At 61.5% G+C, this 23,492-nt stretch carries 18 protein-coding genes; 9 read left to right on the top strand and 9 right to left on the bottom strand.

The annotated features are described in order from the left end of the window. Window positions 1-33: 33 nt before the first annotated feature. The 7 genes from LFT43_RS08325 to LFT43_RS08295 all read right to left on the bottom strand — a co-directional run bounded on the left by LFT43_RS08325 (window position 34) and on the right by LFT43_RS08295 (window position 8,534). Window positions 34-1,119 (bottom strand): NAD(P)-dependent alcohol dehydrogenase, encoded by a 1,086-nt coding sequence (locus LFT43_RS08325; RefSeq protein ID WP_395802171.1) that lies wholly within the window; start codon window positions 1,117-1,119, stop codon window positions 34-36. A gap of 110 nt (window positions 1,120-1,229) precedes the next feature. Beyond that, entirely contained in the window at window positions 1,230-2,000 is a 771-nt protein-coding gene (locus tag LFT43_RS08320; protein ID WP_395802169.1) for an IclR family transcriptional regulator, read from the bottom strand. 37 nt (window positions 2,001-2,037) lie between these two features. After that, the gene (locus LFT43_RS08315) at window positions 2,038-2,787 is read right to left on the bottom strand and encodes an enoyl-CoA hydratase/isomerase family protein (RefSeq protein ID WP_395802167.1); all 750 of its coding nucleotides are present in this window, start codon (window positions 2,785-2,787) and stop codon (window positions 2,038-2,040) included. Further along, on the bottom strand, window positions 2,784-4,367 hold the full coding sequence (locus tag LFT43_RS08310) for a class I adenylate-forming enzyme family protein (RefSeq protein ID WP_395802165.1): 1,584 nt from the start codon (window positions 4,365-4,367) through the stop codon (window positions 2,784-2,786). The genes LFT43_RS08315 and LFT43_RS08310 overlap by 4 nt, the downstream gene beginning before the upstream one ends. Then, on the bottom strand, window positions 4,367-5,563 hold the full coding sequence (locus LFT43_RS08305; protein WP_395802163.1) for a MaoC family dehydratase N-terminal domain-containing protein: 1,197 nt from the start codon (window positions 5,561-5,563) through the stop codon (window positions 4,367-4,369). The genes LFT43_RS08310 and LFT43_RS08305 overlap by 1 nt, the downstream gene beginning before the upstream one ends. Window positions 5,564-5,643: 80 nt before the next feature. Then, on the bottom strand, window positions 5,644-7,131 hold the full coding sequence (locus LFT43_RS08300) for an aldehyde dehydrogenase family protein (protein WP_395802161.1): 1,488 nt from the start codon (window positions 7,129-7,131) through the stop codon (window positions 5,644-5,646). A 233-nt stretch (window positions 7,132-7,364) separates the two neighbouring features. Then, window positions 7,365-8,534 (bottom strand): iron-containing alcohol dehydrogenase family protein, encoded by a 1,170-nt coding sequence (locus LFT43_RS08295; protein WP_395802159.1) that lies wholly within the window; start codon window positions 8,532-8,534, stop codon window positions 7,365-7,367. Window positions 8,535-8,718: 184 nt separating this feature from the next. Between LFT43_RS08295 and LFT43_RS08290 the strand changes: the two genes are divergently transcribed. From LFT43_RS08290 to LFT43_RS08270, 5 genes are read left to right on the top strand one after another with little or no spacing between them, the layout of a single operon-like run. Next, complete coding sequence (locus LFT43_RS08290) at window positions 8,719-10,131, top strand: aldehyde dehydrogenase family protein (RefSeq protein WP_395802157.1); 1,413 nt, start codon at window positions 8,719-8,721, stop codon at window positions 10,129-10,131. After that, window positions 10,131-11,180 carry an NAD(P)-dependent alcohol dehydrogenase gene (locus LFT43_RS08285; RefSeq protein ID WP_395802155.1) on the top strand — a complete coding sequence of 350 codons (1,050 nt, stop codon included), beginning with the start codon at window positions 10,131-10,133 and terminating at the stop codon, window positions 11,178-11,180. The genes LFT43_RS08290 and LFT43_RS08285 overlap by 1 nt, the downstream gene beginning before the upstream one ends. Window positions 11,181-11,212: 32 nt before the next feature. After that, window positions 11,213-12,415 carry a thiolase family protein gene (locus tag LFT43_RS08280; RefSeq protein WP_395802153.1) on the top strand — a complete coding sequence of 401 codons (1,203 nt, stop codon included), beginning with the start codon at window positions 11,213-11,215 and terminating at the stop codon, window positions 12,413-12,415. Window positions 12,416-12,418: 3 nt separating this feature from the next. After that, window positions 12,419-14,563 (top strand): 3-hydroxyacyl-CoA dehydrogenase NAD-binding domain-containing protein, encoded by a 2,145-nt coding sequence (locus tag LFT43_RS08275; RefSeq protein ID WP_395802151.1) that lies wholly within the window; start codon window positions 12,419-12,421, stop codon window positions 14,561-14,563. Between the two features lie 48 nt (window positions 14,564-14,611). Next, window positions 14,612-15,799 carry a CaiB/BaiF CoA transferase family protein gene (locus LFT43_RS08270; RefSeq protein ID WP_395802149.1) on the top strand — a complete coding sequence of 396 codons (1,188 nt, stop codon included), beginning with the start codon at window positions 14,612-14,614 and terminating at the stop codon, window positions 15,797-15,799. Window positions 15,800-15,873: 74 nt separating this feature from the next. On the opposite strand, the gene LFT43_RS08265 is transcribed toward LFT43_RS08270, so the two are convergent. Both LFT43_RS08265 and LFT43_RS08260 read right to left on the bottom strand, forming a co-directional pair. Then, on the bottom strand, window positions 15,874-16,638 hold the full coding sequence (locus tag LFT43_RS08265; protein ID WP_395802147.1) for an SDR family oxidoreductase: 765 nt from the start codon (window positions 16,636-16,638) through the stop codon (window positions 15,874-15,876). Between the two features lie 182 nt (window positions 16,639-16,820). Beyond that, complete coding sequence (locus LFT43_RS08260) at window positions 16,821-17,138, bottom strand: carboxymuconolactone decarboxylase family protein (protein ID WP_395802145.1); 318 nt, start codon at window positions 17,136-17,138, stop codon at window positions 16,821-16,823. Window positions 17,139-17,906: 768 nt separating this feature from the next. On the opposite strand from LFT43_RS08260, the gene LFT43_RS08255 reads away from it, so the two are divergent. The 4 genes from LFT43_RS08255 (at window position 17,907) to LFT43_RS08240 (ending at window position 23,476) form a co-directional block, all read left to right on the top strand. Beyond that, window positions 17,907-18,395, top strand: a complete 489-nt coding sequence (locus tag LFT43_RS08255) for a heme-degrading domain-containing protein (RefSeq protein WP_395802143.1) — start codon at window positions 17,907-17,909, stop codon at window positions 18,393-18,395. Further along, window positions 18,388-19,380, top strand: a complete 993-nt coding sequence (locus LFT43_RS08250; protein ID WP_395802141.1) for a Gfo/Idh/MocA family protein — start codon at window positions 18,388-18,390, stop codon at window positions 19,378-19,380. Before LFT43_RS08255 ends, LFT43_RS08250 begins: the two co-directional genes overlap by 8 nt. Window positions 19,381-19,448: 68 nt before the next feature. Further along, entirely contained in the window at window positions 19,449-21,125 is a 1,677-nt protein-coding gene (locus LFT43_RS08245; protein WP_395802139.1) for an MFS transporter, read from the top strand. A 194-nt stretch (window positions 21,126-21,319) separates the two neighbouring features. Beyond that, window positions 21,320-23,476, top strand: coding sequence for a glycogen debranching N-terminal domain-containing protein (locus LFT43_RS08240; protein ID WP_395802137.1), 2,157 nt, complete (start codon window positions 21,320-21,322; stop codon window positions 23,474-23,476). The last annotated feature ends 16 nt before the right edge of the window (window positions 23,477-23,492 follow it).

Below are 23,492 nucleotides of genomic sequence, written 5' to 3'. Positions count from 1 at the left end.
CCACCGGACGAGATGGGATCCTTCCGTGCGGCATTAGATCGCGGCATGCTCGGCTATGACGGGAGTCTCGGCGTTTGCTCTGATCGTGCTCGTATCGATGACGAAGCGGTATCGCACATCTCCCCGGCTGAGGCGGTCATAGGCGTCATCAATGGAATTCGCATCGATGACCTCGACCTGAGCGCCGATCCCTTTCGCTGCACAGAAGTCGATCATCTCTTGGGTCTCGGCTATGCCGCCGATGGAGGACCCGGCAATGGAGCGACGGTTGATGAGCAGGGAGTGGGGCACAATGCTTAGCGGTTCAACAGGCACGCCGAGATTCACGAAAGTTCCATCGACATCCAAGAGTCGTAGGTATGCATCGAGGTCAAGTTTGGCAGGCACAGTTGAGATGATGAGGTCGAGCGAGCCTTCCAAGCCATCAAATGCGTTCGGCTCAGTAGTGGTTCGGAATTCGTCGGCGCCCAGACGCAGTGCGTCCTCTCTCGCAGCGGGATTCAGATTGAAGACGATCGTGTGTGCGCCAAGCGCAGACGAGATCTGTGTGCCGATGTGGCCCAGACCGCCGAAGCCAATAATTCCGACGCGTTTCCCGGGGCCAGCGCTCCAATGGCGCAATGGCGAATAGAGGGTGATTCCCCCACACATGAGCGGCGCGGCCTGCTCAAGCGGGATGTTCCCCGGAATCTTTACTGCGAAGGCCTGATCGACGACGATACTTTCGCTGTATCCGCCAAATGTGCGACGCCCCTCGCGGTCGATCATGTTGTAGGCGAGAACGTGTCCCTCGCGGCAATACTGCTCAAGGCCCGCCCGGCAGTAGTCGCACTTCCTGCATGAGTCCACCATGCAGCCGATTCCGGCCCGGTCGCCGATCGCGAATTTGGTCACGGCAGACCCCACGGCCGTGACAACGCCGGCTATCTCGTGCCCGGGCACGATCGGGTACATGGTGTGCCCCCAGTCAGCACGTGCATGATGCACATCCGAGTGGCAGATCCCTGCATAAGCAATCTCAATGTAAATGTCCTCAGGACCGAGCTCGCGCCGGTCAATGAGCATTGTCTCAAAAGTGTCCTCCGGCCCGCGCATTGCACGAGCAGCAACCTTGGTCAACGTCCCCTCCTTTGGGTACGACAAATCTGTCCAGGTCCGTTCCGACCCGGCTTGCGTGTTTTGGATTTCTATCGGTCGATGCCTGAAAGCGTGGCGGCGAAACGAACTGGCTAGAGTGCCTCGCGGGCTTTTGTAGACCGGTTTCTCCAGGAGTCCACGTGCTCAAGCAGCAGCCTGCCAAGTTCTTCCGCCCTTGGTTTCATTTCGGAGGTCGGGCCGACGAGCGTGACTTCGGCGACCACTTGTCCGGACTGATTCTGCACTGTCGTTGCAATGGCGTATCGCGCTCCGCCCCTAAGGGTGTTCTGGGCGAGTCGTGTCTTCCTTATGTCGTCGAATTCGGCCAGGAATTGTTCAACAAGGTTCGCCTCCTCGGGTGTGCAGCGTCGAAAGTAGGCGTTGCGCTCAGTGTCAGAAAGTGACGCCAGGATGGCTTTGCCGCCTGCCGTGTCAAGAAGAGTGCGTCGAATGTTACTGCGCGCTCCGAATCCGCCAAGGGTTTCCGACCCTGCTTCGGAGACATAGATCAGGTGGTCGCCAGCCTTGACCCCAAGGAAGGTGGTGACTCCCGTTGCCTCGTGTAGCGCAGCAACGTCCGTGTCAGTCACTAGTCCCGCGCGTATGTGGCCAGTGGCGAGGGTGAGTCCATACACCGCTGGGCCCAGATAGAACCGGTGATTGTCCTCGTGCAGCCATCCAGCTGCCAAGAGTCCACGAATGAACCCGTGCACCGAGCTCTTCGGGGCGTCCAAGACTCGAGCGAGTTCGGCGAAACTCATCCCGGGGTTGTAGACAACCTCTTCGATAATCCGCGTCACCCTGTCGATGGTCCGGTGGTTCTGCGGTGCGCGGTCGGAGTCCTGCGTTGGAATATTGGTCACGACAGCCATCTAACCTCATCCTGCCTATGAGTGCGATTCATCTGCCCACGAACGCAGGCTGGCGCTTTGCGACCGATGCCGCAACGCCCTCACCGAAGTCCGCGGTACCCAGGAGGTGCGACTGGGCCGTCGCTTCCACATCCAGCGCTGCATGCACGTCTGCGACGAGTTGACGACGCATAGTGGCCCGAATGGCGAGCAATGAAAGCGGAGCGGATTCTGCGATTTCCGCGGCCAGACCCACGGCAGCTTCCCTGGGGTCGGACTCGACCAGACGGTCGCAAAGGCCGATTTCAAATGCCTCACCGCCCCGAATCGAACGGCCGGTATAGAGCAGGTCGAGAGCCCGTTGGCGTCCGACGACGGCCGGTAATGTAACGGAGAGACCGAATCCGTGATGGAAACCCAGCCTGGCGAAGTTGGCGGTGAAGCGGCTGTCGCCTGTGGCGACCCGGAAATCTGCGGCCAACGCCAGTCCCAGTCCCCCACCGACTGCCGCTCCCTGGACAGCAGCGACGATCGGCTTGCGCGCAGTGAAAATTGCGAACGCCTGCCGATAGACGCTTCGGAGCCCATTCGCATCCACGCCACGGAGGTCCGCACCGGCGCAGAAGTGCTTGCCCTCCGAACACAGGACGATGGCGCGGACATCGGGGGCCGCATCCAGCTCGATGACCGCAGATGCGAGTTCCGCGAGCATGGCCTCATCGAAGAAGTTGCTTGGCGGCCGGTGCATCTCGACAATTGCGATGCCCCCCTCGACCCGGGTGGATACGAGTTCGCTCATATTCCTGCCCCCCCTGTCGAAACAACCTCGGCCCGCCCTTCCGCCACCAAAGTCGCTCGGTCGATCTTGCCCGCGTGGTTCAACGGCAGCGGTTCAGTCCGGATGTTCCACCGACTGGGCACAGCGAAGGAAGCCAGCCTTCCATGGAGGCCTGCTCGCAACTCGTCTGCTGTAGCGCCCGGCGCGACCACGATAGCCATTACTTCCTCGCCCAGGTCCGGATGAGGAACACCGAAGACTACCGATTCGGAGACCATCGGAAGCTGGGCAAGCACCGCCTCAACGGCTGAAGGTGCGATGTTTTCGCCTCCCCGGATGATCATGTCCTTCGAGCGGCCTGTGATCCAGAGGTAGCCATCCTCGTCAAGATGACCGAGGTCTCCCGTGTGCAGCCAACCCTCGCTGTCTATAGGAGACTCCTCTTCTCCGATGTAGCCGCTCATCTGAGTGGGGCTCCGGACGAGGATCTCCCCGGCGTCGAAATCAGCCGCCGGCGCAATGGAGATCTCCACGCAGGGAAGTGGCTTTCCGGTCGTCCCAGGCCTGTCAGTGGTGTCTTTGCCTGAAGCGGCAACTGCTTGGCCGCCGTTCTCGGTCAACCCATATCCAGTGGCAATGCGCGGTTCCACACCAGGGAGGCCTGTCCGGATACGCTCGAGGAACTCGGCATGCACAGGGGCTCCGCCCACTGTGAGTGAGCGCAATGACCGCAGGTTCCTCGTCTGGACATCCGGATGCTCGAGCAGTCTGGACACCATGGTCGGAACTGCGCTCCATCGCCGGATCTTCCATTCTTCGATGAGGCGAAGGGCTTCTTCCGGGTCGAAGCGTCCACTGGGCATAACCAGGGTGTCGCCCACCGTGATCGCTCGGAGCAGGGTCTGCACTCCACCGATGTGGAACATCGGACCCGTGTGCAGCGCAGCTTCTCCCGTCTCCTCACCGATCTGTTGGGGCAATCGCTTGGTGATGTGCAGGAGCATCTGGAGCCCGGCCAGCAAGGACCGGTGAGACAGCACCACTGCCTTCGGCCGGCGTTCGGTTCCGGAGGTGAAGATGATGACCGCAGGCTCGTTCTCATCACCCTTGGCTACCGAAGTCTCCACTTCGGAAGAACCATCGGCCGGCGCAGTCCATGAACCGGTTTCCCAGCCCGCCGGGATGCGCTTTGCGTTTCTTTCGTCCGCCAAAACGAGTGACGGTGCAATTCTGTCCAAGGCATCTTCGAGCTCATTCGGGCTCCACCAGGCGTTGGCAAGGACGGGAACAGCACCGGCCGCGACGCTTGCCCAGAAGTTCGTGATCCATTCAGCACTGTTCCACCCGAGGATCATGACCCTGTCGCCGGCGCGTATCCCCAGCCTCCGCAAGTCGGTTGCCTGTGCCGCTATCGCGCTCCGGAGGTCCGAGAAGCTGACGACTCTTTCACCTTGCACGATGTGAGGGCGATGATCCCAGCGGTTGGCAAATGCAAGAAGCGAGCCCAGGTGCTGCGGACGATTCGTGTACATCCGGAAGGGCACCCCTTCCATGTCGACGACGCCGACATTTCCGCCCCACTCATCAATAGCCGTTGACATCAGGCTTCTCCTTCCAGGGGAAGGAGCTCTGCTTCGGTGCGGTTGGGAAGGCTTACGACGGCGGAGCCCGGCATGACGTTCTGCCCGCGCTGGTTTTCGGCCCAGGTTTCGATGCGAACTACGTGGTCGCCGGAGTCGTCGATCGACTTTTCGATCACGCGTCCACCCAGCCGGACGACGTCGGACAGGTAGACGTGAGAACGGTACTGACCATGGATCGACTTGAGGAACCCTGCGTCGCCCATCCAGTTCGTCAGTGAGTGGATCTGCCAGCAGGTCCGCTGGATTCCGACATCGTAGGCCATCTGTGCGCCCTGTAGCCGCGCGGCATAGTCGCTGTAATGCACTGAGTAAACCGGCTCAAGGGCACCGGTGTTGGGATCCCGGTATGCCCAGCTCGGATGCTTGCGGTACCGGCTAAGCGCGACACCATGAGCCGACAACCGGGGAATCGGTGCCGCCCCGGCGGCAATGAAGGCGATCTCGTCCGTGAGGCCGATCGGTCCCTTGGTGATGACGTCGAGCTCATCGCCCACGTTGATGTCATCCCAATACCGTGGCACAGCACCCCGCGGAGATTCGGCCAGGATCTGGTCCTCGATGGCAGCCAGTTCTTCGTCGGTCCAGGGGTGCGGGAGCTCGATCGCGCGGGACTCTCGCCGTTCCTGCATCTCGCCCCGCTCGAACCTCATCCGCGAGCAGATGAAAGTCGCAACGAGCTCGTCGTCTTGGTTCCTGTATTCCTGCCGCAGGTAATCCTTAATGCGTCGGCCGCCGAAAGAGCTATCCGTTGGACCGTCGAAGCCGTCGAAGACGACCTTGGCAGTGATTCGGTCTCCGACCCGGATAGGACGATGGAAGTTGATGTTGGTCTCGGCGTGGAATCCGCCGAGACCGCGCCATCCGACCTGGATCGATCCGAGGCAGCAGAAAATGAAGCTCGGCGGTGCAATCAATCCTGCATGGGGACTCGCGGTCGCATAATCTTCGTCGGTCCATAGGGGATTGTCATCGCCGATGCCCTCTGCGAAGCGGAGGATGGCCAAGCGTGTGGCGTACTCATTGTTTACGGAGGCCGCCGTACGAAGCTCGGTGCCGATGAGTGCCCGCATTTCTTCAAGCATTTCGTCAGTGAAGGTGGCGCGGACTAGTTCCGCGCCGATCTCGGCCTTTTCGGTGGTGTGGCTTGACGTCATTGTCTCCTCATTCGGATATGCGAACTAATATTCGTAGTTGCGAATTTACTAGGATTTCTTGCTTGGGTCAACAGCTCGGCTCAACTTCCCAGTTCGGCGACCACGGACTTGGTCTCGAGGTAGCTTTCAAGCCCTTCGGGCCCGTTCTCGCGCCCCCAGCCGGACTGGCGATATCCGCCGGCTGGCATGTAGACGCCGCCCGCACGGTGAATGTTGATGCCGACACGGCCGGCACGAAGCCGACGGGCAATGGAGTGCCCCGCCGCGCCGTCCCTGGTCCACACGCTCGAGGCCAGCCCATACGGAGTGTCATTAGCCAGTTCGATGGCGGTTTCAACATCGTTGAACTGCATGACTCCGAGTACGGGGCCGAAAATTTCTTCCCGCATGAGAGCCATGGACTGGTCTACATCGACGACGACGGTCGGTTCGAAGAAGAATCCGCGGTCTCCGATTCGAGAACCGCCGCTCACCACACGACCACCGGCGTCGAGGCCCCCCTCTACGTAAGCGGTCACACGGTCGAGTTGCTTCTGCGAGATGAGTGGACCTAGATCAACGCCCGGGTCCATCCCGTAACCCACCTTGAGCGAGCGGCCGATCTCCGCCACTCCTTGCACAACCTCATCGAAGACCGCCTCGTGCACGAATAGTCGGGTTCCTGCGGCACACACCTGCCCTGTGTTCCAGAAAACGGCGCCGGCAACGCCGGGGATCGCTTTCGAGAGATCCGCATCCGGCATGACGATCACGGGAGACTTTCCGCCCAACTCGAGTGAGAGCTTCTTCATGTTGGCCGTCCCTGCGAGGACAATAGACCGTCCCACCTCAGTCGAACCAGTGAAGCTAACCGTGTCCACTCCGGGGTGCTCCGCCAAGGCTGCGCCGATAGTCTCTCCGAAGCCCGTAACGACGTTGACAACCCCGTCGGGAACACCGGCTTCTTGGAGAATCTGTCCGAGCCACAGGGCCGTCAGGGGCGTTTCCTTGGCTGGCTTCAGGACGCAGGAGCATCCTGCGGCGAGAGCGGGGGCAAGTTTCTTCGCGGCCGAGATGAGTGGTGCATTCCATGGCACGATAAGGGCGGCAACGCCGACAGGCTCACGCAACGTGTACCCCTGGACGCGACGTCCGCCCGGACCAAGGTCAATCGTCCGACCGTGGATCTTGTCCGCCCAGCCCGCGTAGTACCTGAACTGCGCGGACGCCTCAAGAACCATGGTCCGGGCCTGGCTGACGGGGATACCCATGTTGCGGCTCTCCAACTCGGCCAACCGGTCAGCCTGCGCGCGCATGAGATCCGCGGCCCGCCAGAGAACTTCACCTCGCTCCTGGCCCGTCAGGCGCAGCCAACGCTCTTCCGCAAAGGCCCGACGGGCTGCGGCCACGGCCGCATCGACATCCGACCTTTCGGCCCGGGCAACCTCCGCGATCACCTCACCCGTACCGGGATCCAGAGCGGGAAATGTCTCCCCTGAGGCCGAAGCCACCCATTGTCCGTCGATAAGGAGTCCAGTGTGGCCGGTCTTGGTTTCGAATTCGCTTATCAGCATTTCCGGGGCAATCATGATGTCCTCTCTTGACCGCACGGGCGGTCGATCGTGCAAATTGGGCATGGGAACGCAGACTCATTTAGCGTGTCGCAGAGGCCGGCGGGCCTGAAAGCCACATTGACATACATCTTCCCAAGTTCGTATATAAGAACTAAAGGACCCAAATGGGAACTTCTTTGAAGCTACTCTTCACTCCGGCGGTCGTCAATGGGCCGCATTACCGGGTCGCCAGCCCGGAGGCTGTCAAGCTACCAAGCCCCCTCAAGGAGCTTGGTTAAGTCCTCGCGGCTCGCGCGACGGGGCACGCGGGTAATGGCCCAGTCTTCCATTGCATGGTCGACGACGGCGTCCAGCGAGTCCCTGGCAATGCCTACATCGCGCAGCCGGCCCGGTACGCCGCGGGACCGGAGGAACTCTTCAGCAGTAGCCACAACCCGTTCCGGGGTGGACTGTCGCGAACCGCCATGGTTCAGAACGGGAGCCAAGGCAGAGAGGCGGGCGCCGACTACTTCGGCATTGAAGCGCATGGTGTGGGGCAGCAGCATAGCCTCGACGACGCCGTTGGCCGTAGACGACCAAGGCCCGATTGTGTGGGACAGGGCTTGCGCGAGGCCCGTGCCCACATAGTCACTTCCCTGTCCAGCAAGGAGGGAAGCATGCATGAGGCGAAGGCGTTGCTGGGGATCAGGAGCGATCGAGGCCTCCGGGAGCCATTTGACGAGAAGCCGCAACGCATGCATAAGAAGGGCATGGGCAAGCGGGTCATCAGTGTCTGACTGCAATCCGTCAATGGACATCGCAAAGGCATTGAGGGCCGAGGACTGAACAAGCGGCGCCGGCGCCGTCAATGCCAGCATCGGATCGAAGAAGACCCCTTGCGCGCGCGCCTTCGGATCGAAGAGGGCGAGTCGCTCGCCCGTGGCTGGGTCCCGAACTGCACAACCGGCCTTGGCATAGGCCGTCGTTGGCGTGGTCGGAACGATCCATTGGGGCACTTTCGGTGCGGTCAAGCGCGGACTGACGAGACGCCCATCAGGGCCCCGCCTCGTGCAGAGCTCTCGGACACCGGCTTGCTCGGCCAGCAAAATCGACGCAGCTCGAGCCGTGACGATCGCCGACCCTCCGCCGACGACGACGATGGCGTCCGCCCGCACCTCACTAAGGAAGGATCGCGCGTTCTCGACGGCCGGCAATGGGCTGTGTTCCTGTGCACCTTCGAAGCGACCCGCGAGGCGATCGCCGAGTGCCGCTTCCACCTTGGCCAACGCCTCCGGGTGTCGAAGCATTGAAGCACTACAGATGATGGCAGCCCGCTGGGATCCTACGCGCTTCATCTCGCCGGGAAGGGACGTCAGTGCCCCTTCCCCCCAGAACGTACGGAACTCAGGCGTCGCGTGGCGGAAATGCTGTTCGTTCATTCGTTCTTCCCCGATCCTGTCGACCTTGACAGCGTTGAAGTGGTTGCCGTAACGTCCCCATTATACCCATATATGAACTATTGATCGCATATAAGAACTCAAGCGCAAATCAGGCCTCCTTCGGGGAGTTCCGTCCTGGGCGCTTGGACTAAGACCATGAGCAACGGCGCGAAGGGATCCCTCCATGATCGAACGCAACCAGATATTCCTTGACGGAAAGTGGACGGAATCGTCGGGGACGGAAGTCCTCGCAGTCATAAACCCGACGACGGAAGAGCAGCTCGCGACGATTCCCGCAGGAACTCCGGAGGACGTCGACCGCGCTGCACGCGCAGCCGCCGCCGCCTTCCCGACTTGGTCGCAGACATCGACCCAGGAACGCGCTCTGCTCCTTAAGAAGCTGGCGGATGCTCTCGAAGCCCGGGCCGAGGAAATCACCCGCACAATCGTCAGCGAGGTCGGGCAGCCGGCAAAGCAGGCTGCTACCGCCCAGACTTCCACTGCGATCGCGGATCTGAGAATCGCGGCAGAGAGCCTGGACGAGATCGCTTGGGATGAGCGCGTCGGGAACACGATCGTCCACCGCGCGCCTGCCGGCGTCGTCGGGGCCATCACGCCATGGAACGCCCCTCTCAAAATGGTGTGCATGAAAGCGGGGGCTGCTCTGGCCGCCGGTTGCACTGTTGTTCTTAAGGGCACGGAAGTCGCGCCACTCAGCGCCTTCATCTTCGCCGAAGCCGTAGCCGAGGTGGGTCTCCCCGAGGGCGTATTCAATCTTGTCTCCGGCACGGGCCCGATTGTCGGCGAGGCAATCGCCACCCATCCACTCATCGACATGGTCTCGCTCACCGGCTCTGTGCGCGCAGGTCGGCGCGTCATGCAGCTCGCTGCGGGATCGATCAAACGTGTTTCTCTGGAATTGGGTGGGAAGTCAGCAAACATCATCCTCCCGGACGCAGACTTGGAGACCGCGATCAGCGACGGAATGGAAGACTCATTCCGCAACTCCGGTCAGGTATGCGGAGGCCTCAGCCGGGTGCTCGTTCCACGGGCCCGGCTCACGGAAGCCGAGGAGATCGCCCGGGCGAAGGCTGACAGCTACATCCTCGGCGACCCATTCGATCCGAAAACCACCTTGGGACCTGTGACGACTGCAGCACAGCGCGACCGCATCCGCACTTATATCCGGTCAGGGCTCGATGAGGGCATGCGCATGATGACAGGCGGCCCCGAGGCGCCGGACGGTCTGTCCCGCGGATACTTCGTGCGTCCCACTGTTTTCTCAGGTAACAACCAGAACCGGATTGCACGCGAGGAGATCTTCGGCCCGGTCGTTGTACTCATCCCCTTCGACGGCGACGACGAAGCGATCGAAATTGCGAACGACAGCGACTACGGCCTTGCGGCCGCGATCTGGAGCGGTGACGCCGAACGCGCCAAGAGGGTTGCACGGCGAGTACGTGCCGGGCGAATTCGCATCAATGGCTCCCCCATCAATCCCAGGGCGCCGCACGGCGGCTTCAAACTCTCCGGCATAGGACGCGAATTCGGCCGGTTCGGCGTTGAAGAGTTCACCGAATACCAGGCGATCGGCTGATGGCGATGGTCAACGCACGAATCGCGGATGCGCCTGGCGCAAGATTCACTTCCACGACTATCGAGCGCCGGGAAGTCGGGCCGCAGGACGTGCTCATCGACATCCTGTTCTGCGGTATATGCCATTCGGACGTCTCCCATGCCCGCAGCGAATGGGGACATAATCAATTTCCGATTGTCCCCGGACACGAAATTGCAGGCATGGTGTCCGCCGTCGGCGAGGAGGTCACGAAATTCTCCGTCGGGGACCGTGCAGGGGTGGGCTGTTTGGTCGACTCTTGCAGGGAATGTAGAAACTGCAAGCTCGGGCATGAAGAGCAGTGTCTCAACGGCAATACGAAGACTTACGGCACGCGGTTGTCGGACGGGTCCTCCACCTACGGGGGTTACAGCGAGAAGATCGTCGTGAACGAGGACTTCGTTCTGAGGTTGCCAGAGAATCTCCCGCTTGAGCGAATCGCACCCTTACTATGCGCGGGAGCCACGGTCTACTCGCCGATGGTCAGATGGGGTGCGGGCCTGGGCCGCAGGGTGGGCATCCTTGGATTCGGCGGTCTGGGACATGTTGCTGTCCAGATCTCGAAAGCCCTCGGAGCTCACACGACGGTGTTCGACCTCTCCCTCGATAAGAAGGACGACGGAATCGCCCTCGGCGCGGACGAATACTATGCCGTAACCGATCCGAAGGCGTTCGCGGAGCTCGGTCAAAGCCTTGATCTGATCATCTCGACCGTCCCGGCGAATGTAGATCTCGACGCCTACCTCGGGCTCCTCATGCTCGATGGGGTCTTCGTCAGCATTGGAGTGCCCAGCAAGCCGCTGTCCTTGGATGCGTTTTCGATCATTGTCAACCGCAGAGCTTTGGCGGGATCCCGAATCGCCAGCATCCAGGAAACGCAGCAGATGCTCGACTTCTGCAGCAAACACGAGATCGGCGCGATAGTCGAAGTGATCGACGCCTCCCACCTCGATGAGGCCTACGACCGCCTCGTCGCAGGCGACGTGAAGTTCCGTTTTGTGCTCGATACCGCTTCGATGGCGAACGGATGACCAGGGCACCTCTCATGGAAAGCAGGCAAAAAATGACCACACCCACGAATGTGTACTTCGTCGACGGAGTGCGGACCCCCTTCGGCCGCGCGGGCGAAAAAGGCATGTACCACAACACCCGCGCGGACGACCTTGCCGTCAAAGCAATTGCCGGGCTCATGGCACGAAACCCCGATGTTCCCGCCGAACGCATCGACGAGGTCATCATTGCCGCGACGTCCCAACAGGGAGACCAGGGCCTGACTCTGGGCAGGACGGCCGCGCTCTTGGCCGGACTTCCGGAGTCTGTCCCTGGGTTTGCCATCGACCGCATGTGCGCCGGCGCCATGACGTCCGTCACGACCGCCTCCGGCGGAATCGGCATCGGTGCCTACGACTTTGCCCTCGCCGGCGGCGTCGAACACATGGGTCGTCACCCCTTCGGCACTGTCGTCGACCCCAATCCCCGCCTGGCCGCCGAAGGACTGGTCTCCCCTGAGGCATTGAACATGGGAGCAACCGCTGAGCGGATCCACGACCGTTTCCCCGAACTAACGAAGGAACGCGCCGACCGTTTCGCAATGCACAGCCAGCACAAAACGCACGCCGCGTATCAAGCAGGCAAGATCCAACCCGATCTCGTGCCGGTCGCCGTTACCGACTCCGAAGGAGCTATGTCTTTAGCCGTGGAAGACGAGGGCCGGCGACCGGAGACAACCATGGAAGGACTAGCGGGCCTACGGACACCGTTCCGACCCCACGGCAAGGTCACGGCCGGAACATCATCTCCCCTCACTGACGGCGCAACCATCAGCCTTCTGGCAGGCAGCAGGGCAGTTGAAGAATTCGGACTCGCCCCCAAGATGCGTCTTGTGTCGTTCGCATTCGCCGGCGTCGACCCCGAGATCATGGGAATCGGGCCGATCCCATCGACAGAGAAGGCCCTTCGCAAAGCCGGCCTCACTATCGACGACATCGGCCTTTTCGAACTGAACGAAGCATTCGCCATCCAAGTGCTCTCGCTCCTCGACCATTTCAGCATTGAAGACGACGATCCCCGGGTGAATCCGTGGGGCGGCGCCATTGCGATGGGACATCCCCTTGCTGCAACAGGTGTCCGGCTCATGACCCAACTGGCCGCCCAGTTCGCAGAACGACCGGACGTTCAGTATGGACTCACCGCCATGTGCGTAGGGCTCGGACAGGGCGGCTCCGTGATCTGGGAGAACCCCCACTACTACGGAAGGCGGAATTGAGCCATGTCCTCGGGCCAGTATGACCAAACAGACTTCTCAGAAATCATCTCCATCAGCACCGATGAAGTTCCAACCCGGGCGCGCGTCCGGGACATCAAGCTCGGCAGCGGCCGATTGCTTGCTCTCATCACACTCCGCAGCGAGCAGCCGGGCAGGCCGAACACGCTCTGGACAACCTCGCTGACGGGACTCAAGCATATGCTCGACGAACTGAAGGTCCGCGCCACCGCCGGGGAGATCCATGCCGTTGGCATCATCGGCACCGGCCGGGCGTTCTCCGCGGGAGCCGACCTGTCCATGATGCCCGCGATCGCTTCAAGGGACGCCGCGATGCAACTGGCCCAGCTTGGCCATCACGCGCTTGGACGGCTCTCTGATCTAGGCGTGCCCTCATTCGCATTCATCAACGGGACAGCTCTCGGTGGTGGCCTCGAAATTGCCCTCCACACGAACTATCGCACGGTCCACCCGTCGGCTGTCCTTGGACTGCCGGAAGTGGGGATCGGACTCCTTCCCGGGTGGGGCGGCACATTCCTGCTTCCGAACCTCATTGGAGTTGACGCCGCAATAAAAATCATGGTCAGTGACGCACTCAAGAACCGCGGAACCGTGGCAGCGGCGCAAGCCGTAGAACTAGGCATGGTCGATGCGCTCTTCCCCGCGTCGACCTTCCTTGAGGACTCTCTGAAGTGGGCGGATTCCGTTTTGGCAGGGTCTAGCTCGGTCATCCGCGACCAGCAGCCCGGCGCCGACGAGCATGGTACGCGGTGGACCGCAGCGGTTAAGGCCGAACGTAGCCGTCTCGCCAGAAAGGTCGGCACCGTTCCCAAGTCTCCATACGCAGCTCTCGAACTCATTGAAAATGCCAAAGACAGCGACCGCATAGCAGCATTCGAGCGCGAGGATCGGGAGTTTACTGAGCTCATCCTCGGGGAGCAGTTCGAGGCATCCCTCTACGCCTTCAACACGGTGCAGAAGCTCTCGAAACGCCCTTCAGGCGCTCCCGATTCGGCTTCTGCCCGGAAGATCACAAAAGTTGGCATCATCGGGGCGGGCCTGATGGCACGCCAATTCGCACTACTTTTCGCCACCAGGCTTCGGGTTCCAGTCCTGATCAGCGACCTCGACGAGCTCAGGGTGACCGAGGCAGTTAACCGAATTCACGAAGAGATCGGCGGACTGGAGGCGAAGGGGCGGCTCGACCACGACACGGCAAACCGGATCCGAAGCCTCATTTTGGCGTCAACCGATCTAGCTGAGTACGCGGACTGCGACTTCGTCATCGAGGCAGTGTTCGAAGAGACACGCGTCAAGCAGAAGGCCCTGGCATCGATTGAACCAATCATCTCCACTGAGGCCGTCCTGGCGACGAACACATCGTCCCTCTCAGTCGAGGAGATCGGCACTGCACTAGAGAACCCCGAACGCCTAGTTGGCTTCCACTTTTTCAACCCCGTCGCTGCAATGCCCTTGCTCGAAATCGTCTCGACACCCATGACAAACCAAGAGACCTTGGCTACCGCTTTCGCCACAGCCAAGGCTCTTGGGAAGACCGCGGTTCTGACAGCCGACGCACCGGGCTTCGTGGTGAACCGGATCCTTGCCAAAGTTATGGGGGAAGCTGCCCACGCTATCGAGCAGGGAACCTCGCTAGAAACCGTCGAACGCGCCTTTGCCTCATTGTCACTTCCAATGAGTCCAATCGAACTCATCGACTTGGTGGGTTGGAAAGTGGCCGCACATGTGCAGGACACCATGCACGACGCATTCCCGGACCGATTCTTCGCCTCGGAAAACCTCCATCGGCTGGCCACGATTCAAGGCGATGTGTTGGAGAGGGACGAGAACGGCCGCGTTGTCGGATGGACCCACGCCGCACAGGAAGTCCTCGAAACCGGTGTAGCCCCCATTGGCATGACGGACCTCCTTCACCGCATCCAAGACGGTCTAGCCAACGAAGCAAGGATCATGCTTAGCGAGCGAGTCGTATCCAACGTTGAAGATCTCGATTTGTGCCTGCTCCTGGGAGCCGGTTGGCCATACATTAACGGAGGCTTGACGCCCTACCTGGATCGAGTCGGGGCGTCCCGGCGCTCATTCGGCGCCACGTTCCATGAAGGGAAACACGTTGCCGCCCCAATCTCGTGACCCAGAAGGGAAATCACAAATTATGTCTAAGATGAGGAAGAATCAGCGATGAACGCGTTGGAAGGCCTGAAGGTCATTGACCTCGGCCAGTTCTACATGGCCCCGTATTGCACGATGCTCTTGGCACGGCTCGGGGCGGACGTCATTAAGATTGAGTCCCCCCAGGGTGATCCCTACCGACGACTCCCCACGGTAGACGAGCAGGGAAATCCGCTCCAGTTCAACTTTCTGAACTCAGGCAAACGAACGATGCGCCTCGATCTCAAGCGCGATGAGGGCCAGGAGATCATGCGCGAGCTCGCACGCTGGGCCGACGTACTCGTGCAAAACCTCTCGCCAGGTGCGATGGACCGGTTCGGCCTGGGCTATGAAGACCTCCGGAAAATCAACCCTAGGCTCATCATGGCTTCAGGCACCGGATTCGGATCGTTCGGCCCCCACGCCGGTGAACCCGCGATGGACCTCACGGTCCAAGCAAGGACGGCCGTCATGAGCACGACGGGATTTCCGGACGGATCTCCAGTCCGAACAGGACCGTCAGTCGTCGATTTCATGGGTGGGACCCACCTTGTTGCGGGCGTGCTTGCCGCCTTGGTCCAGCGTGGGCAAACCGGGCGCGGCCAACATGTTGAGGTCTCTCTCCAGGACTCGATTCTCCCCTCCCTCACCTCAAACATCGCCGGCTTCCTCAGTTCGGGCGGAACCATCCCTGAACGCACCGGTAACCGTCACGGCGGAGGAGCCGTGACCCCTTACAACGCCTATCCGGCGCAGGATGGCTGGATCACAGTCCTGTGCCCCACTGACGCCCACTGGAGGCGGCTGCGCGAACTAATCGCAGACCCTGCCGCCGAAGATCCGCGGTTCGACGATATGCATGGCCGGTGCCTACACCACGTAGACGTCGACGCCATCGTCGAACGATGGACGAGTCTGCACACGAAGTCCGCGCTCGAAGTCTGGCTGAAGGACGCAAAGATTCCATGCGCCGCCGTCGTGACCCTTCCTGAACTGCTCGAAGACCCGCACGTTCGAGAGCGTCGAGTCGTCAGAACTGTGACGGACGACCTTGGTGACTTCATGACGCTTGGGAGCCCCTTGTTTCTGTCCGAATCACCGACCGTCGAGCCCACGCGCGCAGGCGGACTCGGGCAGCACACTGACCAGATCCTCAGCGATGACCTTGGCTTGTCGCCTCACGAGATTGCGGATCTTCACAACGCAGGAGTGATCTGAGCGGTGTTCTAGTTACATCGTCGGGGCGTGTTCACCTAGAGATCCTCACAGGCTTCCTGGTGACCCACGCAAGGTCAGCGTCGGCGCGACCGGACCAATTCGAGCTCCCGGGCTACGACGTATGGCTCGCCTTCAAGCGGCATGTTATGCGTGTCGAGGACCCCGTCGAGCGAGCCGATTGGATCGGGTTGTAGTGCCGCGAAGAGCGGATCAAGATCCTCTTGCGCCCAGCCGTGTTCGGCGACGAGCTCAAGTGTCCGGCGATCGGCTACCTCCGAGGTCAGGCTTGCGACAAGCACCTCCGCTATCTGGAGGCGCGAGACGACGCCGTCGGAGGGGTTGCTCGCCCACCGGCGATCGCCCTGCAGCATCACAAGGCGACGCTGATCGGGCTCGTTGTAGTCGAACCATCCGGGTCGCACAATTGTGTACGGCAATCCGCTCGCGCGCACCAGCCGCTCGCCGCGGCGCTTCCAGTCGTGCCCGGGGGTATGTTTGGTCACTCCGATGGCGGTCATGAGCGCGATCCGTGCCCTCCGCCCACCGAGGGCCTCGAGAATGATCCGCACGGCACCGTAGTCGACACGTTCCGCCGCCGCGGCGCCTCCGTGGGAGCCATGTGTGAAGACGATCCCGTCGACGCCGTCGACCGCCGGCGCGAGAGTCTGGGCGCGGGCCAAGTCGCCCACAATGGCCTCGGCCGCCTCAGGGAGCGAGGCGCCCCGACCTGCGTCTCTCACCAGTGCGCGGGTGCGGTAGCCGCGTCGAAGTGACTCGGCCACCGCGTACCGGCCGATGCTGCCGGTCGCCCCGACGACCAACACTGTGAACTCGCTCATGTTCTCCTCTTGGATTGCATTTTGTGGGGCCCGATGCTTAATCGAGGGGTAATCGAGCAGGATCGGGACGCGCACTAACTTCTCGGACACATCGATTGCGAACGCGATATCCGTGAGCGGCCCCGTCGCCCGGTTCAGTCTGCCGCCGTTCGGTATGCGGTGGGCCGAATGTTGCCACGCGCTCAGCCGCGGCTGACCTCGCGAAGCACGCCGATGGCGCCCACCCCGCAGGGCCATCCGGCATAGAACGCGAGTTGGGTTATGGCCTCGACGAGTTCTTCCTCGGTGAGTCCGTTATCGAGTGCGCGACCCAGATGTGACTTCAGCTGATCGGTGCGGTAAAGCGCCACGAGAGCGGCAACTGTCACGAGACTGCGGTCCCTCGGCGACAGACCGGGACGCTCCCAGACGTCGCCGAACAGCACTTCGTCCGTCAGCTCCGCCAACTTGGGGGCTAGATCGCCCATTAACTGCTGTGCCCGGCTCTGGTTGTTGGTCATGATTTTCTCCCTAACTCTTCATTCTCGATGTCATTCGCTTCGTCGAGGCGCCGTTCCTGCGATCTCACGTCTCTTACCGGTACAAAGTGCGGCTTGGTACGCAGGTAGATGCTGACGGTGCCATTGGAGAGGAACAGATCCCTGAACTCGAACGCCATTGCCGCTATGCATGAATCCGAGGCTACGTCGGTCCCACCGCGTCAGGGAGTTACTGTCAGTACACCCTTCGCCGGTGAACCCCACGAAGGAATTCCTTCACCCGGTGGAGGCCTGTTTCTTCGAAGCCGGACTTCATTTCCCTTGGGTCGCCACATTGTGAAGGGTTCTTCGCTTTGACCAGCCATCGGTCTTCGACGGCGAACCAAGGCTTATGTGCGTCAGACACCAGAAAGATTGATAGCTATTTTCAACTTTTGCTTGCTCATCGACAGAAGTCGTCGTAGGTTGTTCATTAAGGGGAGCGCGTCGCCCGGAAGGGAGCGTGAAACTCCGAGACGTTTTGCAGGTTTCGGGAGGCTGCTCGACAGCGAAACCGCCGGCTGGTTGCCGCATCTGTCCCCAACGCGCTTCGCGGGCTACGTCAGCCTTTCGAGCGAAACCGTCGGCTACCCCGCGGACTTGCCGGTCGACGTCGTCGTTTTCTCCACCAGCGGCTGGGCTACGCCGCTCAAGACGTGGCCCTTTGGGTGCCAGGAACCCTCAACGTCAAGCTTGTTAACCCATTCCAAAGGGATCGCTTTTGTTGCATACCCAGACCAAGGATTCCCCATGACTGACACAACATCATCTCGGCTCAGCGAACTGCGGCAGCACGAGGACGAATTGGTCTTCGAACGCTTTGACCACCACGACGCCTGGCGTCTGGGATCACTCATGGCCGTCCGGGCAATTACGGAGGAGCATGGCGTCGCGATTGACATCCGTCGGCACGACCTCGTCCTCTTCCGGTGTGTCCTGCCAGGAGCCACCGCTGACCAGCAGGAATGGATTCGTCGCAAGTCCGCAACCACTTTACGTTTCGAGCAAAGCACCGCCTTGCTCCACGAAGAGTTCTCCGCCAAGGGCTTCGACCCCACGCGGGGAGGATGGCTCACCCCGGAGGACTACACCCTGGCTCCAGGTTCATTCCCGGTCCGCGTCAGTGGCGCGGGCGTTGTGGCTGCGGTGACAGTATCCGGGCTTGCGTCCGACGATGACCACCAGTTTGTCGTTGAAGGCATCCGGGCTTTCCTGAAAGGAGATCCCTCCAATGACTGACGAACCGATCCGTTGGGGAATTCTCGGTACGGGATTCATCGCAGGCATTCAAACTCGGGACTTGGTCGAGAACTGTTTCACTGTCCAGGCCGTAGGATCCCGTACGTTGGAATCGAGCCGGTCGTTCAGCGACAAGTTCAATATTCCCACCGCCCATGAAAGCTACGAGGCACTGGTCGCGGACCCGAACGTCGATGTTGTCTACGTTTCCACACCGCAGACGTTTCATCACGCCCACGCCCTCCTCGCCTTGAACGCTGGAAAGCACGTGCTGGTCGAGAAACCCTTCACTATCAACGCTCGGCAAGCGCAGGACGTTGTGGCGTTGGCAGAAGCCAAGGGACTCGTGGTTTTGGAGGCCATGTGGAGCCGTTTCCTCCCTCATATGGTCCGGCTCCGCGAAATCATCAAAGACGGCACACTCGGCGAGGTCCGGAAGGTTATTGCCAGCCACAACCAGAACTTGCCGAAGGATCCAGCCCACCGGCTAAACAACCCGGCGCTGGGTGGCGGAGCGCTGCTGGATCTCGGAATTTACCCCGTCTCCTTCGCCTTTGACGTCTTTGGGGCTCCTGAAGGCATCAAGGCAAGTGCATCAATGACAGCAACAGGCGTGGACCGACAGACCGCCGTGATCTTTGAATACGCAGAGGGACAACAGGCCCTGGTGGACTGCGCATTGGACATCGCCGGAGCCAACCGAGCCACCATCATCGGGACTAAAGGATGGATCGACGTCGATTCCGTCTGGTACACAGCTACGACCTTCACCCGATACGACGCCGATGGAAGCGTCGCCGAGAGGTTCGATCAATCGGTGAACAGCAGGGGAATGCAATACCAGACGAGCGAAATGGAGCGTTTGATCAGGGGCGGCGCTTTGGCCGGCACCGTCCTTCCCCCGAGTGAGAGCGTCTCCGTCATGGCCGCGATGGACGAGATCCGCCGACAGATCGGCCTCAGTTACAGCGTCGACGCAGCATAATCGCGGCACAGCCAGGCTGCACCGCACTCCATAGCATTTCCCCAAGACTAGGCAAAGGCTTTTACCAGGTGAGAAGCAAGAAGAGTTGGAAGGCCGTACCGGCACGCACTAAACAAGGCGCCTCGCCTTGGGCGCCGTTCCGCCATCGGGCCTTCCTATGGCTGTGGCTCGGTGTGGTTGCCGCCAGCATCGGTTCCTGGGGGCAGACAGTCGGGGCCCAATGGCTCTTCGTGACCGATCCGAACGCGTCAGCGATAGTACCGCTAGTACAAACAGCCAATCAATTGCCGGTGATGCTCCTCGCGCTGCCCGCGGGCGTGCTCGCCGATGCGTTCGACCGCAGGTGGCTCCTGTTCGGCATCCAGACCTATTTCGTGGTTGTCGCATCTTCCCTGGCCATCCTGACAGCACTCGGAATGATGCCGCCGGCACTGTTGCTCGCCTTCACGTTTGCGGTGGGCTGTGGTGCCGCGATGTTGCAGCCGGTCTGGCAGTCCCTGATAGCCGAAATCGTCCCACGTGATAAGTTGGCCGCCGCCACCCGGCTCGACATGGTCAGCGTCAACGTCTCGCGAGCGGCTGGCCCTGCGCTGGCCGGGTTGGTCATCGCCCACCTCGGGGTTCCACCCGTCTTCGTCATCAATGCCGCCGCGGGCTGCACCCTAGCCATCGTGTTGCTCGCATGGCGCCGGCCTCGGGTCGCGCGCGGCGAGCGAGAGCGATTCCTCCCCGCGCTTCGGGCCGGCACACGTTACGTGCGCCATGAACCCGTAATTCGCCGGATCTTACTGCGCTTTGCCATTTTCGTTTCACCCGCCTGCGCAGTCTGGGCCCTTCTACCACTCATCGCAAACCGTCAGCTCGGCGTCGGGCCGGATGGTTATGGACTGCTGTTCGCATCCATGGGTGTTGGCGCTCTCATCGCCGCGTTCAACCTCGGCAAAGTCAAGCAATACCTTTCGTCGAATGCGGTGCTGGTCCTGGCCGCGGTCGCCTACGCCCTGACCTTCGGTGCTCTCGCTTTTGCCACGAGTATCTGGCTGGCAGTGCCGCTGCTGGTTGTGTACGGATTCGGCTGGACAGCCACTGTCGCCACCACAAACTCCGAACTCCAGCTCTTCCTGCCAGGATGGGTGCGCGCCCGCGGCATTGCCATCTACGTCATGGTGTTCCTGGGAACGCAGGCCCTCTCCGCCGCCATTTGGGGGCTCGTAACCCAGTACTTCGGGCTACAATTTTCCGTCTTGGCAGCAGCGGCCCTCGTGGCCTGTAGCGCGTTCACCGGTCGCCTCCTTGCTGTGCAAGAGGCCCAGCACATGGACCGCTCCCCGCTCTCGTACTGGAGGACGCCCGAAGTGGCCGTGGAGCCCGACCCGGCCGCAGGACCGGTCCTCATCTCCGTCGAGTACGAAGTCGCCGACGACGAGGAGACAGCCTTCTTGCTCGCTCTACAGGAACTGCGCCGCTCGCGGTTGCGCAGCGGCGCCTCACGCTGGGACCTCTATAGAGTCGGAGAGTCCCCGAAAGTTTTCCTTGAGCAGTTTGAAGTTCCCACCTGGCGGGAGCACCAGCGCCAGCACGAGGGCCGGCTCACGGCTCAGGACAAAGCAATCGAGGACGCGGCCTTCGCGCACGTTATTGGAACCCCGCGCACCCAGCATTTGTTGCCGCCATCGACGCCGCGGTTGGCAATGAGCATCGGCTCTGATCCCGATTTGCTCGCCTTGCCCGAAGCCACTATCTAAGATCCCGTCCCCTTCTCAGATACCTTCGCGGCCCGGGTCTACCTCAATAAGGAGGACTCGCCAAGACGATAGAGTCAACGGGGCTCTGGCATGCGCGAACCGGCAAGAGTAGCGTCGACTCGAGAAATTGGTGGCGACGGCAGCAGCCTTTTAGATAGGGCCGAGGCATGCCGGTGTTGACTTGAGGGGGCGGGATGGCCGGATGGAATGCCGACACGGCGGCGGGCCCCCTTGGCGCCGGAACGGTTACCTTGGTAGAAGGATCGTCCTTCTGCATCTCGCTGCCGAATGGCGACATCCATTCCGAACATCCCCACGGACTTTTCGTCCAAGACACACGCATCCTCTCCCGTTGGAGCCTCACAATAAACGGACAGCCTCTCGAACCCCTGGCGACCGAGACCAAGGCGCCGTACCGGGCACTATTTGCTGGGCGAGTTACACGCTCGGACGGGTATGCGGACAGCCCCCTGATCGTAGAGCGGCTCCGCGAAGTGAGCAGCGGCATTCAGGAGGAGGTCACCGTCAGGAACTACTCCCCGGAGCCGGCCGAATGCTTGATCTCCCTAAAGATTGAGGCGGACTTCGCCGACCTTTTCGAAGTGAAAGAGGCGCGGATACAACGGCGCTGGGACGAAACCCGACAACCATGCGGGGCCACGCTGAGCATCCGGGCAGTCTGGCAGGATATCAGTAAGGGCATGGTTGTCCGGGCGCCGGGGGCAGACATCACGCCGGAATACCTGAACTACGACGTGGCAATCCCGCCGCACGGCCACTGGAGCACAGTACTGACCGTCGTCCCCAGCATCGAATTAGCCAATCCCGCACATCCCTTCGTCCATCCTGAGGGAGACGGATTGTCCCCCCAGGACCGGCGTCGCCAGGAGTGGGTGGCCAAGATTCCGATGCTACGGATGGGAAACAGGTCCATCGAACGGACCTTGCGGCGCAGCTACGACGACCTCGGCGCCCTTCGCATCGAAGATCCAAACCATCCGGACCGCGTCGTGGTCGCCGCAGGGGCGCCCTGGTTTATGACGCTGTTCGGACGGGACTCGCTGTGGGCCTCGCAGATGGCACTGCCGGTGGATCCCTCGCTTGCCCTCGGTACGCTGCAGACACTTGCAGACCTCCAGGGCACTGTGGTGGATCCGATGAGCGAGGAGGAGCCAGGCAAGATCCTGCACGAGGTCAGGTTCGATGTCTCCAGCGGGCTGGCTCTGGGCGGCAAGTCCGCTTACTACGGCAGTGTCGATGCCACCCCGCTCTTCGTGGACGTCCTGGGGGCTGTCAGCCGCTGGGGATTCGCCAAGGACACCATCGCCGCGCTGCTCCCCCACGCGGACCGCGCGCTGAAGTGGATCCGGGACTACGGAGACAAGGACCGCGACGGATTCGTCGAGTATGAGCGCCTCAACCCACGAGGGCTGATCAACCAAGGGTGGAAAGACTCGTGGGACGGGATCAACTTCGCTGACGGCCGTCTGGCTGAACCGCCGATCGCTCTCTGCGAGGTGCAGGCCTATGTCTACGCCGCGTACTTGGCGCGGGCCTGGATGGCATACGACGCCGGTGACGCGGCCCTGGCAGACGAGCTCACCGATCGCGCGGCGCAATTGAAGAAACGGTTCAACGAACAGTTCTGGATCCCCGAGCGCGGGTACTACGCCATCGCCCTCGATGGCAGGAAGCGTCAGGTCGACGCTTGCGCTTCCAACATGGGCCACTGCCTGTGGCTCGGCCTCATCGACGAGGACAAGGTCCCGCAGGTGGCCGAACGGCTGATGTCCCCCGAGATGTTCAGCGGCTGGGGCGTGCGGACCCTGGCAAGCGACATGGGCGCCTATAATCCCGCCAGCTACCACAATGGATCAGTCTGGCCGCACGACAATGCCATTATCGTAGCCGGGCTGTTGCGCTACGGCTTCGTGGCGGAAGCCCAGCTGATCTCCACAGCCCTACTTGAAGCAGCCGAATACTCAGATGGCAGGCTACCTGAGCTGTTCTGCGGGTTCAGCCGTGACCAGTTTGCCGCACCCGTCCCGTATCCGACCGCATGCTCGCCTCAGGCCTGGGCGGCGACCACACCCATCCACCTTGTCACGAGCCTCATGCGGTATGACGCGCACGTTTCCCGCGGCGGACTATGGATGGATCCAGTCCTCCCGGAGTCCTATGGTGATCTGCATATCACCAATGCACCCATGGCCGGCGGCCGGATAACAATCGACATCGCCAAGTCGGTCCCGTCAGTCCACGGACTGCCCGAAGGAATGGTGTTCCACCGTGGACACCGGCCATGGTTTACGGAACTCGTTGAACAGGCCAGTCGGCGACGAAAGGCTTAGCAGGCGGGACCCTAGA

It is taken from the genome of Arthrobacter sp. FW306-04-A, assembly GCF_044358315.1.
Lineage (GTDB): Bacteria > Actinomycetota > Actinomycetes > Actinomycetales > Micrococcaceae > Arthrobacter.
Note: the sequence above shows the minus strand (reverse complement) of the source record. Positions and strands in the feature narration are given on the sequence as shown.